Here is a 13,916-nt window from a genome sequence, read left to right as displayed (position 1 = left end):
GAAGGAAGATTGAAAATGGAGGATAGAAGATGGAAGATGGAAGATGGAAGATGGGAAGATTAAAAATTTATATTTTAAAATGAGGTATCCCATTTTTAATTTTTAATTTTTAATTTTTTTCCCATTCCTTATTTCCAAATTAACTAGGCTGCGAGGCCTTGCGCTGACATCCGCATGATATCACGGTTGTTAAAGCCTATGTTACCTAGGGCTTCCCCGTAGGCAATCATAAAGTCTTCAATTAAAGCGTCTTTTTCCATTCCCAAAACGCGGGCATCGTCTGCAACAGAGTTTAGCAGTCTCCAGATGATGGGCAGGTTTTGGCGGTTGGCAGCTTCGAGTTCGGCTTTTGATTCCTCAAAGTGAGCCTGCAGCCAGACTTCCCCAAAGTTGAGGTGGCTGTATTCTTCTTTGACGACGCCTTCGGTGATTTTGCGAGCAAAGTCATCGGCGACGGGGATGTAGATGTTGTAAGCTGCGATCGCAAAACACTCGATAATTAGCGATTGAATCAACAAGCAAGTTACAATCTGACCTTGGGCCGCGGCCGTCTGGAAGTTTTTGTGCAATTCTGAAAAGAACTGCTTGGCAAATGCCATGTCCGGCGTGACTTTAAGATTCCGGCCACAAGCTTGGAAGCCTTTCATGTGGCGGTTCTCCATCTTGGACAAGCCAACTAACTCTGCTTTTTTGTCAGCCAACAGTTCGGCCAGTGTCAGGTAATTGTCGTGAGCTTCTTGTTCGCCTTCAATCACAATGGCGTTGATGCGGCTGTAAGCATCTTTGTAAGTTTCGGTTTGAAAGTCAATTGTTGGGCTGGCCTCAAGCTGGGGCATAGATATGTAGTCTCCTTATATAAGCTTCCGGGATGTTTGGAAACCCCTTTAAAATGGGGGGTCAGTGACAGTACACTTTACCTATTTTGAACGCACCCCATCTAAATCACAGATTATAGCTGAGGATGCTTTCGACAAAGAACTTTTCTTTGACGTTCCGGGAAAAACTGGCGTCAAGCGTGCGTGTTTGGCGGACTTTTGCCGTCGAACACTCCAGAAAGACTATCGCTAGAATGCTATCTATTTACTAATTACTTGAATTAGTCGTTAGTCGATCTTTTGCCCGGAAATAGATGATAGAAATACGGTCTATGTCTCCACCTTTCAGGGTTTTACAGTACCAACTCTATCTATAACATTATATCCTAATCACAACTTCCTCCCTAGGTACTCCTTCTTTCCTTCTACGACTATTATGTTGTTGTATGGGAATCAGGGAGGCGATCGGGTTGGAGAACCTCACAGGCTTATTATTTTAGGTTAATTCACAAATTTATGGGTAAATCCTTTGACAGGTCTCAAGCGCTGGAACTGCTGAGTTTTATTTTGTTGCTGGCGGGTGCTGCGCTGGTGCTGCTGCCACTGGCTGCTGTATTCTTGGTTTCAATATCACCATCTGGTGTCGGTGTCAAGACCACAGGCCTGACTTTTGCGAACTATCAGGAGGCTTGGCGACGGGGCAATTTTTTGTTGGCATTCCTTAATTCTACTCTAGTGGCGATCGCAGTGACGGGTTTTCAGATTGTGACTTCTGCTTTGGCCGGTTATGCTTTGGCCAGGCTGAAGTTTCGCGGGCGACAGGCGATTGTGTTGGGGGTTTTGGCAACGCTGGTAATTCCGTTTCAGCTTTTGGTGATTCCCATTTTCTTGGTTTTGAAGTGGGGTCATCTGCTGAATACTTACGGGGCGCTGATTTTGCCGACGGCTGCTAATGGTTTTGGGATTTTTCTGCTGCGCCAGTATTTTATGACGGTTCCCGTGGAGTTAGAGGAGGCGGCAATGCTGGATGGGGCTAACCGCTGGCAGGTTTTATGGCAGGTGATGTTACCTTTGGCCCGCCCTGCTTTGGTGACGCTGTTTTTGTTTACGTTTATCGGGGAGTGGAACGATTTGTTTAAGCCGCTGGTGTTTACGACGCGGCCGGAGTTGCGGACTGTGCAGTTGGTTCTGGCTGAGTTTCAGGAACAGTTTACTAGCAGTTGGCAGTTGTTGATGGCGGCGGTGGTAATTGGCACAGTGCCGGTGGTGTTGCTGTTTTTGGCCGGTCAACGACAGTTTATACGCGGGATTGCGGCGACGGGGATTAAGAATTGAGTTGGAGATGCTTGACAATTAAGTTTGTAGTCAGATGTTGAACCATTCTCAAGAACAGGCTTTCCGGCCTGTTCCACAAATACTAAATGTTCTTGTGGAACAGGCCGGAAAGCCTGTTGCTGACATTGGTGCAAGATGCGAGTTTGTAGTCACTCGGCGATTGAAATCGCTACTATACAAACGAAGTTCACTCCAAGCGGACTAAGAGATAAAGGGGATATCAAAGCTGTATTATGTGAATCTATGCAAAAACTCGGTTTATTTTTATTTATCGTATCTTTTCTACCGTGGTTGGCAGTCTTTTTTGTTGTGCCATTCCTGCCGCTGGACATTACCCAAAAAACTACTTTATCTTTCGTTCTGGCTGTTGGGGCAGAAGTTTGTTTTTGGATTAGCGTATTGCTGTTGGGGAAAGAAGTAGTTACCAAATATCGGCGTTATTTGCATCCCCGATATCTTTGGAAAAAAATCAGAAATTTTAACCGCAGATGAATAGGGTTCGACGCAGATAATGAGCCGGGATGTTGGCTTTTATCTGCGGTCAAGGTTGAGCTATTCGCTAAAAATTTGCAAGCGAATAGAGCGTTCTCCGTCTCCGAAATCCACTTCTATCTTTTCTCCCGAAAGACTGTCCAAGCATCCCAAAAGCAACCGCAAATTGGGTGTGCTTGCTCCTGTATCCACGTACAATCTATCTGCCAAACTGCCTAAACGCTTCCAAATTGTGTAGAGTTTGACTACTGTTTGTTCTAGCTGTGCGGCTTGTTTTACAACGTCGGCGGTGGTTCCCAAACAGCCTACTCGCAAAGACTCTTCTAATGCCATTTCCATGTCTAAGTGAGACTGATTGAGAGCTTGCACTTGGGCGGCGGCGTCGAGATATTTTGATAAGTTCTTGGCGTCGGATGTTAGCTGTTTGACAGTATCTACGTCGGGATTTTCTGCTACTTCTTTTTGAATTTCGCTTTGGTGAGATGGGGAAAGTTTCTCCATTTCTTTGACTAAAGGAGCGAGGTAGCGGGAAGGTAGAGAACCTGTAGATGCTTTTTCTTTGACTTCTTCTGGCAATAAATCTGAGTTCATTGCCATCCATTCGTCGGAGAGTTGTTTGACTTCGCGGCGGGTGATGCGATCGCCACTTGCTGCAGCATCTGTTACCATTTGCTGGACTTCGGGAGATGCTTTGGCGGTTTCTACAAAGGCTCTTTTGCTGAAGTTTCTAATGGAATCTGGGTCTAAATCTCCTTGCTGGATCAGAGTGTCGGCACTATTAGCTAATTCTATCAAAGAATAGGCTTGACTTTTGCCAATTTCTCTTTCTTTGAGCCAGTTCAAAAACCCTGTGCCACGTCCTTCGCCGCCTTTTTTTTCTCTGTCTCTAACTGTTCGGAGAATGCGTCCCCGCCAAATGTCGGTTTGCAAGTCGAAGCGATCGCACACTTTCCAGGCATTGTCAACCTGATTTTCAAAATCAAATTCTGGTATTTGTTCGTCTTCGGGGTCTGGCAATTGGAAATTGATATCGGTAAAGCCGTTGAGGGCTTCTGCAAGTTCTGCGGGATTTAGGGGGACTTCAGCCATTAGGAAAAATTTGTGTAGTGCAACAGCCGGTTTAATTGGTAACTTGCATGGGTTGACAGTTGAGACGCTATATGTAGCGGTAAGGTAGGCAAGATTTACCTACTAATAGAGTTTTTGTGCAAGTCATATCATTATTGCACGATGAGGTGCGATCGGCGAAAAGATACTCAAAAAGACTCCGGGCACGCCCCTGATGGGACTTGAGGCGAGTGCTGGCTGGGGGGAGATTGAGTTAAAGTGAATTAGGAAATTAAAGGAACTAATAAAATGCTGGAAACTACCAAACGTTAGGAGCGCTCTATCCCTTTGTTAAGCTAGAATTTAGAAAATAAGCTAAAGGAAAAGCGCCATGTCAGAACAAGACATCGCTAATATCATTACGATCGAACCGGGTAAGCGATGTGGGAAACCTTGTATTCGAGGTATGAAAATTACGGTTTATGAGGTGTTGGAATATCTCGCCTCTGGGATGAGTTATCAAGAAATTTTAGATGATTTTCCCTATCTTACCCAAGAGGATATTTGGGATGGTTTGAGTTTTTATTAAATAGTTATCATATTAGGTTCGGTAATCGCTAATAATGATTGTGTAGAAAAAGGGTAAGGCTCGCGAGCTAGAAGCTCGCACTGTAGTCGTCATTAATTGACCGGACATAATATTATCTCCCTGCGTGAAATCATGCCCAAAGACTTTTCCGGTAAAAATCTCCGAGGCTGCAACTTCAAAGGTGAAAACCTCACAGGTGCAAAATTCATCGGTGCCGACATCCGAGGCGCAAACTTCACCAATGCCATCCTCAGAGAAGCTGACTTCACTGGTGCCAAAGCCGGACTGCAACGTCGCTGGACAATTTTTCTAGTAACTATCTCGCTATTTCTATCGTTAATATCGGGATTGATGTCAGGCTTTGCTAGTTTGTGGGTAGCAGTTTTTTTCACTCCAGGTAACATCAAACAGTACACCATTATTCCCGGTGTGGTTGTGTTGATAGTTTTGGCAATCTTCTTTATAGTTACTATCCGCCAAGGTCTAGGGGGAGGGGCAGCCGCAGGGGCAGCCGCAGGGGCAGGGGCAGCCGCAGCAGCAGCGACAGTGACAGCGGCAGCGACAGCGGCATTCGCAAGGGCAGTGACAGGGACAGGGGCAGCGGCAGGGTCAGTGGCAGCGGCAGTTGCAGGGGCAGGGGCAGCGGCAGTCGCAGCGGCAGGGGCAGCGGCAGGGGCAGCGGCAGTCGCAGCAGCAGGGGCAGTCGCAGCGGTAGTCGCAGGGGCAGGGGCCGTGGCAGTGGCAGGGGTAGTCGCAGTGGTAGCGGCAGGGGCAGCAGCAGGGGCAGGGGCAGCAGGGGCAGGGGCAGTGGCAGGGGCAGTGGCAGGGGCAGTGGCAGTGGCAGCGACAGCAGCAGGACTAGGTATTTACGTTGCTTGGCGTGCCCTGGCTGGGGATGAAAAACAGGCCTTGATTCGCAGCATCGCCATTGCCTTTGCCACTACAGGTGGCACTAGCTTTCGCAATGCCGATCTAACTGATGCCAATTTCACTGAGGCAACCCTCAAAAGTACAGATTTTAGAACAGCTAATCTCACTCGCACTTGCTTCCGCAATACAGAAAAACTCGATCGCGCGCGAGTCGGTAATTCGATATTAGCTGATACTCGCGTCCGAGAATTACTGATCACTCGCAATGGCTACAAAAAATCCTATGTTGGTGCGGCTCTCCAAGGAGCAAACCTGACAGGAGTTAATTTCAACGAGGCTAATCTCAAGCAGGCTAACCTCAGCGAAGCAACTTTACATCTAGCTAATTTGGAATCGGCAAACCTCACTGAAACTCAAGCCTTGGCAACAAATTTTACAGAGGCTTATTTTACAGGTGCTTGTTTGGAAGCTTGGAACATTGACGCTAATACAAATCTCGATCGCGTTGACTGTCGGTTTGTTTATCTTCTAGAATATCCCCAACCGGGAACTGGCGATCGCGATCGCCGCCCTCACCACATCAACAAATGTTTTGAACCGGGGGATTTCGAGAAACTCTATAAAAAGATTATGGAAACCGTGCAAATCCTCCTCAAAGATGGGATTAACCCCGAAGCTTTTGTCGCTGCTTTTCAGAAGTTAATGCGAGAATTTCCAGACATTACACCGGAGTCAATTCAAGGAGTTGAAAAGAAAGAAAACGATGTTTTACTGACTCTCAAGGTTCCTGAAGGAACGGATAAGGGAAAAATCGAGCAAACTTGGGACGAAGTTTATCAAGCAAGGTTAGAAGCTCAAAGGCAAGCCGATCAATTAAAATCTAAAGATGAAATTATTGCAATAGAAAGACATCACTACCGTGTCTTTCAAGACTTTGTGAGAGGAGTGTTTAGTCAATATTTGGAAAATCCTTCAACCGTGCCTCAGCCATCGAACCCTATAATTAACATTAACAATCAATCTACAGCAGAGAATAAAGTCGCCAGCGACAACATCGACCAAAGTCGCAAAGCTGAAATTTCAGGTGGAACAGTTAACGCTACCGGTGCAAGTTCGTTAAGTTTAGGAGATAATGGCGGTACAACAGCCAACACGATCGAGGAGTTGCCCGCTCCAGCCGTTAGCGCAGCCCTCGAAGACGAGCGCCGTTCCTGACAAAGTGAGTAATGCTATAATTTTAGTCAAACTCTGATAACAGTGGAAATCAAAGCTATGAGCGTATCAGTAAGTTCAGAAAAGCCGGAATTTAAAGAATTACTGCTGCAATTGCAAGCTGCCATTGCGAATGAAAACACAGAATTGTCAATCCAGAGTATAGAAAATTCCGAAAAGGGAGTAATTGCAATCTTTGTCAATGCTTTTACAGATGATAAGCAAGCTATAATTTATCACGAGTTAAAGCAAAACTACGAACTACTGTTAAAGGCTATTGAAGATAAATATCAAGCTGAATTGCGAACCAAAGATTGCGAGATTGCCATGTACCGTCAAGATATCGCTATTTCCGAAGCAGTTTCTAAAAGTTTAACAGAGCTTGAAACCGCTGCTAATCCCAGTCAAGAAGATGAGTCGATATCCGAATCAGAGGATGTTGCGTCACTAAGGGCGATCGCCCAAAAATACAAGGCAGACTTAAAATATAAAGATGAGGAAATCGCTTTATATCGCCAGCAAATAGCTGAAATGAGAGAACTAACAGAGATGTTAGCTAAACAACCGCTGTCGATTAATATTATTCAGGAGGATAAGTAAGCATAAACTCTGAGCCAAACCATGCAAAATGACGAAAGTCTTACTCGAATTATCCAGGCCTATGAGCAAATTATCAAAAATTTAGAAGCCAAGTACAAATCTGAACTGCAAGCTAAAGGTAGAGAAATATAATTTTACCGTCAGAAAAGTTCGGAGCTAAATGAACTTATAAAGTTGTTGGCTAGGCGACCTGTTAATGTTAAGATTACTAATGAAGTGAAATCTAGATCGATGAGTAAAGCTATGAGTGACCAAATCGACCAAAGTCGCAAAATAGAAATTACAGGCGGAACCGTTAACGCTAGTGGTGCAGGAGCCTTAAGTTTAGGTGATATCAGCGGTACTGTTGCCAATACAATTAATCAATTATCTGATTCTGCTAAACCAGATGAACCGGGAATCAAAGAATTATTGACTGAGTTACAAACAGCGATCGAGGCTGAAACGGATTTATCTGATGATGATAAAGCTGAAGCATTGGACCAGGTAAAAACTTTGGCAGAAGTCGGGAAAAATCCCCAAGAAAGCACAATGCAAAAGACGGGGAAAACGGCAATGAAAATTTTGAAAGGGACAATTGCTGGTTTACCTAGTGCGGCGACGTTGGTAGAAGCTTGCAGTAAATTGTTGCCTGCGATCGCCAGTCTCTTACTTTTACCCTGAAATCCAATATCAACGCCCAGTAAGTAATTGTATTTTTAGGGCGGGCGAGACGCCCACCCCACGAAGATTTTTCGCTTCAATCAAAAGGACAGCGCAGCTTACCGTCCAGATTTTCTCGGCGGTGTACGGTTAGCCCGCGAACGACGGATCAGTACGCTCATCACCTGCTTCGGATTAGCCGCACGTTGTAGGGGACTCCAATCGCCGACTTCGGCAAATCCCAGTCGGTACAAAGTGAGTATTGTTTCCCTGACACCCTTGGGCGAACCGACAACCGTTAACAGCACCACTTCCTGTTCGCATACTGCTGCTGAGTCGTCATTTGGGCGATCGGACTTGTTGTCGTCAGGCAAGAATTCCTGTGACATAATATGTTCTCCTGGTTTTGGGTTTTCTAGAAAAACCCAAAAACCCAGCCGCCCCGCATTTCAACACATAGCAGGGCGGCTACAGAGGATGTTAAGATACTCCGTTAGCCTCCAGACTGCTGTGATCAGTTTGGCGGTTAGCTGTCCATTGCTGTTACGAGCAGCTTTGGGCAGTGCAACTAGATTTTTGGGCGACGCGGGCTGCCTCCTCTACAAGCAAGCAACCTCTAACTTCAAAGCGTAGCCGCAGATGGGGGCCGCCGTCAATCCATTTTGGATTTTGGATTGAAGAATTGATCCCCGGACTAATCTGGGGACTTTGGGGGTTTTGATGCGGGATTGGGGGGTTTTGGGTGATCGCACCAATGAGACTCACAAAACGATCGCCTTTTCAACTTACCAACTACAACGGCGATACTTTATCGCGTTCAATCTCCTCGTGGTGAGTTGTTTTCCCGTTCAAAATTGTGCCATCCTCGGGCGGATTTTGCGGGCGATCGCGCTTCTTAAAGCGATCGCGAGCCGAGACAACCACCACATACAGAACCGGCACTATAAACAAACTCAACACAGTAGAAACAACCATTCCCCCCGCGATCGCATTCCCTAGCGATCGGCGGCTCGCTGCACCCGCACCTTCTGGGTTAACCAGAGGAGCAATACCCAAAATGAAAGCCAGAGAAGTCATCAAAATCGGTCGTAAACGCTCTTGAGAAGCCTCAACTGCCGCCTTAGCAATTGAATATCCCTGCTCCCGTAACTGGTTCGCAAACTCCACGATTAAAATCGCATTTTTACTCGACAATCCAATCAACATCACCAAACCAATCTGGCAATAAACATCATTCGCCAAACCCCGCAACGACTGAGCTAAAAGTGCACCCAAAATCGCCAGAGGCACCGATAGCAAAATAATGAAAGGATCGACATAATTTTCGTATTGAGCCGCCAACACCAAGAACACAAAAATCAGCCCCAAACCAAAAATAATCGGTGCTTGACCCCCCGATTCAATTTCTTCTAAAGAACTCCCCGACCATTCATAGCCAAAACCCGATGGCAACACTTGAGCCGACACCTTTTCCATCGATTTTAGCGCCTGTCCAGAACTCGCTCCCGGAGCAGGAGAGCCAGTAATTTCAATTGACCTATACAAATTGTAGTGGTTAACAGTTTGAGCCCCCACCACCGGAGTGATCTTCACCAAATTGCTCAAAGAAACCATTTCATTCTTTCCAGAACGCACATACAATTTCCCAATATCTTCAGGGTTATCACGAAACTGTTTATCCGCCTGAACATAAACCCGATAATTGCGCTGCTGGAGGTTAAAATCGTTCACATACTGAGCACCCAGAGCCGTTTGTAACGTACTGAAAACATCATTAATGGGAATATCTAGAGCCTTAGCTCGATTGCGGTCAACCTCCACAATTAACTGAGGCGTATTCGCAGCAAACGTACTAAATACCGCTTGCAATCCCGGTGTCTGATTTGCCTGCTTCAAAATCCCGCCCATAGTCTGGACTAAGCCATCTAAACCGCTGTTACCTTTGCGATCTTGCAATTGAAATTGGAAACCCCCAAATTGACCTAAACCTTGAATAGCCGGCGGATTCACAGGAAAAATTCTAGCTTCGGGAATCGAGAAAAACTGACCCCGCAACTTACCAATAATCGCTTGTACAGTTTGATCTTCTCCGTGACGTTCTTCCCAGGATTTCAGTGTAGTAAATATAATGCCTTGATTAGAAGTGCTACCGCTAAAACCAAATCCACCCACTGAAAAAGTCCCGACAACTTCAGGAAGTTTGAGGATTTCTTGTTCTACTTGATCCATTACTTTCTGAGTGTATTGCAGCGAAACACCCTGGGGCCCTTGAATAATTGTCATAAAATAGCCCTGGTCTTCTTCCGGGATGAATGCTGTGGGGACTGATAAATAAAGCCAAGCTGTTACTCCTAGAGAAGCGATGAACACGAGGGTGACAATAGTTTTAATTCCTGTTAGAAATATTAAGGATTTCCGATATTGCCGCTGTACCCAATTGAGAACTCCATTAAAACGGTCAAAAACCCAACCTAACGGGCCCCCAAACTTCGGCCCCCGACGCAGTAATATAGCTGAAAGTGAGGGCGTTAGAGTAATAGCAATAAAGGTAGAAAGCAATACTGAAAAAGCAATCGTCAGCGCAAATTGTTTATAAAGCGCTCCCGTAGTTCCGGGGAAAAATGCCACTGGCACGAACACCGCCATCAACACTAAAGAAGTCGCAATTACAGCGCTAAAAAGCTCCCGCATTGACTCAAAAGCCGCTTCGCGGGCATTCATGCCTTGGCGGATCAGGCGGTCAATATTTTCTACTACAATGATAGCGTCATCAACCACTAATCCCGTCGCTAATGTCAGACCAAAAAGAGATAAACTGTTAATCGTAAATCCGAAAACTTTGATAAAGGCAAACGTCCCAATCAAAGAAATTGGAATTGTGATGATAGGAATAATAGTTGTGCGCCAGTCTTGCAAGAAAACAAAAATAACTATAACAACTAGCAAGACAGCTTCAAATAAGGTCTTGACTACTTCTGCCATCGACTCTTCTACAAACAAAGTCGTGTCCAGTGCTACTCTATGTATCAGCCCCGGAGGGAAAGCAACAGCTAGTTTTTCCATTTCTGTCTTGACGGCATGGGCAACATTCAAAGCATTACTTCCAGGCAGTTGGTAAATCCCTAAACCTACTGCATCATTGCCTCGAAATCGCAGAAATGAGCTGTAATTTTCTGCCCCTAGTTCTGCTCTACCCACATCTTTTAATTTAACTAAGGTTCCATTTGTCTCGGTTTTGAGGACGATTTCTTCAAATTCTGCTGGTTCTTTCAGGCGACTTTCAGCACGCAAGTCAATTTGATACATTTGTCCCTGTGGAGCAGGTTCTTGACCAACTCTCCCAGCACCAACTTGCAAGTTTTGTTCGTTGAGAGCTCTCGTTACATCTTGCATTGTGAGACGGCGAGCTGCTAATTTATTAGGGTCTATCCACAAACGCATTGCATAGCGTCTTTCCCCAAAAATTCGCACGTCGCCCACACCTTTTACCCGTTTTAAGGCATCTGCTAAATATAGGTCAGCGTAGTTGCTTAAAAAGATGGTGTCGTATTCTTTATTTTCTGTAAATAAACCGATCGCTAATAGGAGACTTGTAGATTGTTTTGTAACTCTAACTCCTGTGCGTTGTACGGCATCTGGTAGTTGTGGTTGAGCAACTGCAACTCGATTTTGAACATCGACGCCGGCAATGTCTTTGTTGCGCGAGGAATCAAAGGTAGCTGTAATGGTGCTGGTGCCATCGTTACTACTACTGGAAGTTAGATATTTTAGTCCTTCAACCCCGTTGATTTGCCTTTCTAGGATGTTGGTAACGGCATTTTCGACAATTTCAGCACTCGCCCCGCTATAGTTAGCTGTGACGTTGATTTGGGTAGGGCTAATGTCGGGGAAGCGCTCGATAGGTATGCTGGGGATGCTGATTGCCCCTACCAAGATAATAATTAAGGCGCAGACGCTAGCAAAGACTGGTCGTTTAATAAAGAAATCTGCAAACATTATTTGGGTAATGGGTAGTTGTTAGTTGATAATTCGTAATTTCTAATTCCTAATTAGACTTACGTCAAAAATTAAAATTTCCCCTTTTTTAATAGCTGAGCAATCAAGTAGTTTCACATACAGTACGTAGTTGCGCTTGTGCGCTCTTAAGAAGTGAATTAAGAGTGCTAAAGCGCAACAACATACCTTATTTTTTGCTTCCTACTGGTAATTTTTCCCCAGCTTTTCCCCCTTCCTCTTGAGCCATAATCGGAACACCGTCTGTCAGGTTAAGGATGCCTGCGGTAACAATTTTTTCCCCGGCTTTCAAACCTTGAATAACTTGATAATTATTCCCCTCAATGGCTCCCAATTTCACGGATTTTTGTCGCGCTACTAAAGGTGGCATCCCAGGTTTTGGCTGTTCCGGCTTTTGAGCTGTGAAGACAAAAGTTTCCCCACCTAAGCGAGTGACTGCTGTTACTGGAACTAAAATTCCGGGGTTCTGTTTCCAGATGACTTTAGCTTTTACAAACTGGAGATTAAGCAGTTCGCCGGTGGGGTTGGGAAAGGTGGCTTTAGCTAAAATTGTTTGGGAATTGGCGCTGACGTTGGGGGAGATAAAGCTGATTTGACCTTGGGCGATCGCCTTACCTTGAGCGTCGAGCATTTGTACTGGCAGCCCTAAGCGTAATTGAGGCTGCCGTTCCAAAGGAATTGATAACCGCAAATCTAGCAATTGGTTCTCAGTCAGGGTGGCAAGGGCATCACCTTTTTGCAAGTAATCACCTACTTTCACTGGTATGTCGCCGATGACTCCTGCGAAGGGCGCGATGACGGCAGTTTCTTGTAGTTGTACTTCAAAGCCGCGCACTTGAGCGGCGGCCTCGGCAACTTGCGCTTCAGCTTGATCGAGCTGTTCTTGGCGAGTGCCGTTGGCTAACTGCGCTAATCTGCTCTTGGCTTGTGCAACTTCTGCTTCGGCTTTGGCTATTTCCTCTGGGCGCGAACCGTTTTGCAATTGCCGCAAAGCTTGCCGCTGCTGTTGCAAGGCTGCTGTCCGGCGCTCGATCTCGGCTTGTCTGTTCTTTTGTCGCTGCTCAAACCGCCTTTGAGCTTCTCGGAGGTTGGCTTTGGCGCTGCCTTCTTTTTGGGTGTATTGCTCAAGAGTGTTGGCAGATTCTGCACCTTCTCTTGCCAATGCCTGATATCTGGCAAGCTGCTGGGTGGCTAATTTTGCTTCGGCTGTGCTTGCTTCTATTTGCGCTCTTGCTTGGGCGATGTCTTCTAAGAGGCTACCTGTTTGGGCATCGGCGAGGTCAGCTTCAGCTTGGCTAACGCGGGCTTGGGCTTGACCAATTTCTTCTGGCCGAGAGCCCGATCGCAGTTGGGCGAGGTTGGCTTGGGCTTGCGCGACTTGGGCTTGAGCTTGGGCGATTTCTTCGGGCCTGGTTCCTGCTTGCAACTCGGCTAAGTGGGATTGAGCGCGGATCAGGTTGGCTTGAGATTGCCTCAAGTCAGCTTGGGCGCTGTCGCTTTTCATGCGGGCGATGGCTTGTCCTTTGTTTATGAAGTCCCCGGATTTGACAAAAATCTCGGTGACTAGCCCTTCTGCTTCGGGTTTGATTTCTACCGAACGCTTGGCCTCTAAGCTGCTGACAAATTCGGAGGCTTCTTGGACTGAGCTGGTTTGTACGGCTGCGAGCTTGACTGGTATGCCTGGGGGTTGGGCTGCTGCTGCCGGTTGCTGTGCGCGATTATGACCCGATTGCCACGAGTACCAGCCGAAACCTGCTGCGCCTGTGGCGATCGCGATCGCGGCAATTAGGGGCCAGCGCGATCGTGGTTTAGCAGCACGTTCGGGGCGATCGGCAACGGCTGCAAAATCTTCTGGTTGATCGCTGTCTGCATCGGTTGGGTGCAGTTCGGGTTTAGCAACAGGTTGGGGGCGATCGGCAATGGCTGCAGAATCCTGCCGTTGCTCGCTGTCTGCATCCATTGGGTGCAGTTCCGGTGTGGGAGATTTTTGCTCTTGGGCTTCAACGACGGATTCTGGGGATTTAGAATAACTCATGGGCAGCACCACTTAGATTTTTTTTAACTTCTGACTTACTGAGACTTTGGCCGAATCTTTGATTCCTCCGGTGTCCCCTCAAATAGAGGGGGAATAAGGACAAGCGCTTTTAAACAGGATGGAATCTGGAAAGTCCCTTTTTAATGGGTTGGGGTATGTGAAGCGCTTTAGTCCGATCGCAGGTAGCCAAGCCAGGGAGTGATTATTTTTAGGAAAGCTTTTTGTTATTTCTCAAAAGTTACGATAGGCAGGGAAGATTACACAT

The 13,916-nt window shown here is 46.3% G+C and carries 11 protein-coding genes; 6 read left to right on the top strand and 5 right to left on the bottom strand.

Translation table 11 applies throughout. The features are described 5' to 3' along the window. Nucleotides 1-143: 143 nt before the first annotated feature. Nucleotides 144-836: an aldehyde oxygenase (deformylating) gene (locus QUA24_RS01685; protein WP_333073769.1), complete on the bottom strand. Its 693-nt coding sequence runs from the start codon at nucleotides 834-836 to the stop codon at nucleotides 144-146. 495 nt (nucleotides 837-1,331) lie between these two features. On the opposite strand from QUA24_RS01685, the gene QUA24_RS01680 reads away from it, so the two are divergent. Together QUA24_RS01680 and QUA24_RS01675 are read left to right on the top strand one after the other, a co-directional pair. Further along, complete coding sequence (locus QUA24_RS01680) at nucleotides 1,332-2,150, top strand: carbohydrate ABC transporter permease (RefSeq protein ID WP_333226702.1); 819 nt, start codon at nucleotides 1,332-1,334, stop codon at nucleotides 2,148-2,150. Between the two features lie 135 nt (nucleotides 2,151-2,285). After that, nucleotides 2,286-2,642 (top strand): transporter suffix domain-containing protein, encoded by a 357-nt coding sequence (locus QUA24_RS01675; protein WP_333226700.1) that lies wholly within the window; start codon nucleotides 2,286-2,288, stop codon nucleotides 2,640-2,642. A 60-nt stretch (nucleotides 2,643-2,702) separates the two neighbouring features. Here QUA24_RS01675 and QUA24_RS01670 read toward each other — a convergent pair whose 3' ends face one another. After that, nucleotides 2,703-3,731: a hypothetical protein gene (locus tag QUA24_RS01670; RefSeq protein WP_333226698.1), complete on the bottom strand. Its 1,029-nt coding sequence runs from the start codon at nucleotides 3,729-3,731 to the stop codon at nucleotides 2,703-2,705. Between the two features lie 349 nt (nucleotides 3,732-4,080). Between QUA24_RS01670 and QUA24_RS01665 the strand changes: the two genes are divergently transcribed. The 4 genes from QUA24_RS01665 (at nucleotide 4,081) to QUA24_RS01650 (ending at nucleotide 7,623) form a co-directional block, all read left to right on the top strand. After that, nucleotides 4,081-4,278: a DUF433 domain-containing protein gene (locus QUA24_RS01665; RefSeq protein WP_333226696.1), complete on the top strand. Its 198-nt coding sequence runs from the start codon at nucleotides 4,081-4,083 to the stop codon at nucleotides 4,276-4,278. Nucleotides 4,279-4,410: 132 nt separating this feature from the next. Further along, nucleotides 4,411-6,363, top strand: coding sequence for a pentapeptide repeat-containing protein (locus QUA24_RS01660; protein ID WP_333226694.1), 1,953 nt, complete (start codon nucleotides 4,411-4,413; stop codon nucleotides 6,361-6,363). Between the two features lie 57 nt (nucleotides 6,364-6,420). Beyond that, nucleotides 6,421-6,960, top strand: a complete 540-nt coding sequence (locus QUA24_RS01655) for a hypothetical protein (protein ID WP_333226692.1) — start codon at nucleotides 6,421-6,423, stop codon at nucleotides 6,958-6,960. A 243-nt stretch (nucleotides 6,961-7,203) separates the two neighbouring features. After that, complete coding sequence (locus tag QUA24_RS01650; protein WP_333226690.1) at nucleotides 7,204-7,623, top strand: hypothetical protein; 420 nt, start codon at nucleotides 7,204-7,206, stop codon at nucleotides 7,621-7,623. Between the two features lie 98 nt (nucleotides 7,624-7,721). Here QUA24_RS01650 and QUA24_RS01645 read toward each other — a convergent pair whose 3' ends face one another. The 3 genes from QUA24_RS01645 to QUA24_RS01635 form a co-directional block, all read right to left on the bottom strand. After that, nucleotides 7,722-7,991: a hypothetical protein gene (locus tag QUA24_RS01645; RefSeq protein WP_333226688.1), complete on the bottom strand. Its 270-nt coding sequence runs from the start codon at nucleotides 7,989-7,991 to the stop codon at nucleotides 7,722-7,724. Between the two features lie 403 nt (nucleotides 7,992-8,394). Further along, nucleotides 8,395-11,598, bottom strand: coding sequence for an efflux RND transporter permease subunit (locus QUA24_RS01640; protein WP_333226686.1), 3,204 nt, complete (start codon nucleotides 11,596-11,598; stop codon nucleotides 8,395-8,397). A gap of 187 nt (nucleotides 11,599-11,785) precedes the next feature. After that, the gene (locus QUA24_RS01635; protein WP_333226684.1) at nucleotides 11,786-13,651 is read right to left on the bottom strand and encodes an efflux RND transporter periplasmic adaptor subunit; all 1,866 of its coding nucleotides are present in this window, start codon (nucleotides 13,649-13,651) and stop codon (nucleotides 11,786-11,788) included. Nucleotides 13,652-13,916 lie beyond the last annotated feature (265 nt).

The organism is Microcoleus sp. Pol12B5 (assembly GCF_036701335.1).
GTDB lineage: Bacteria > Cyanobacteriota > Cyanobacteriia > Cyanobacteriales > Microcoleaceae > Microcoleus.
This window is presented reverse-complemented; position numbering and strand designations above follow the sequence as displayed.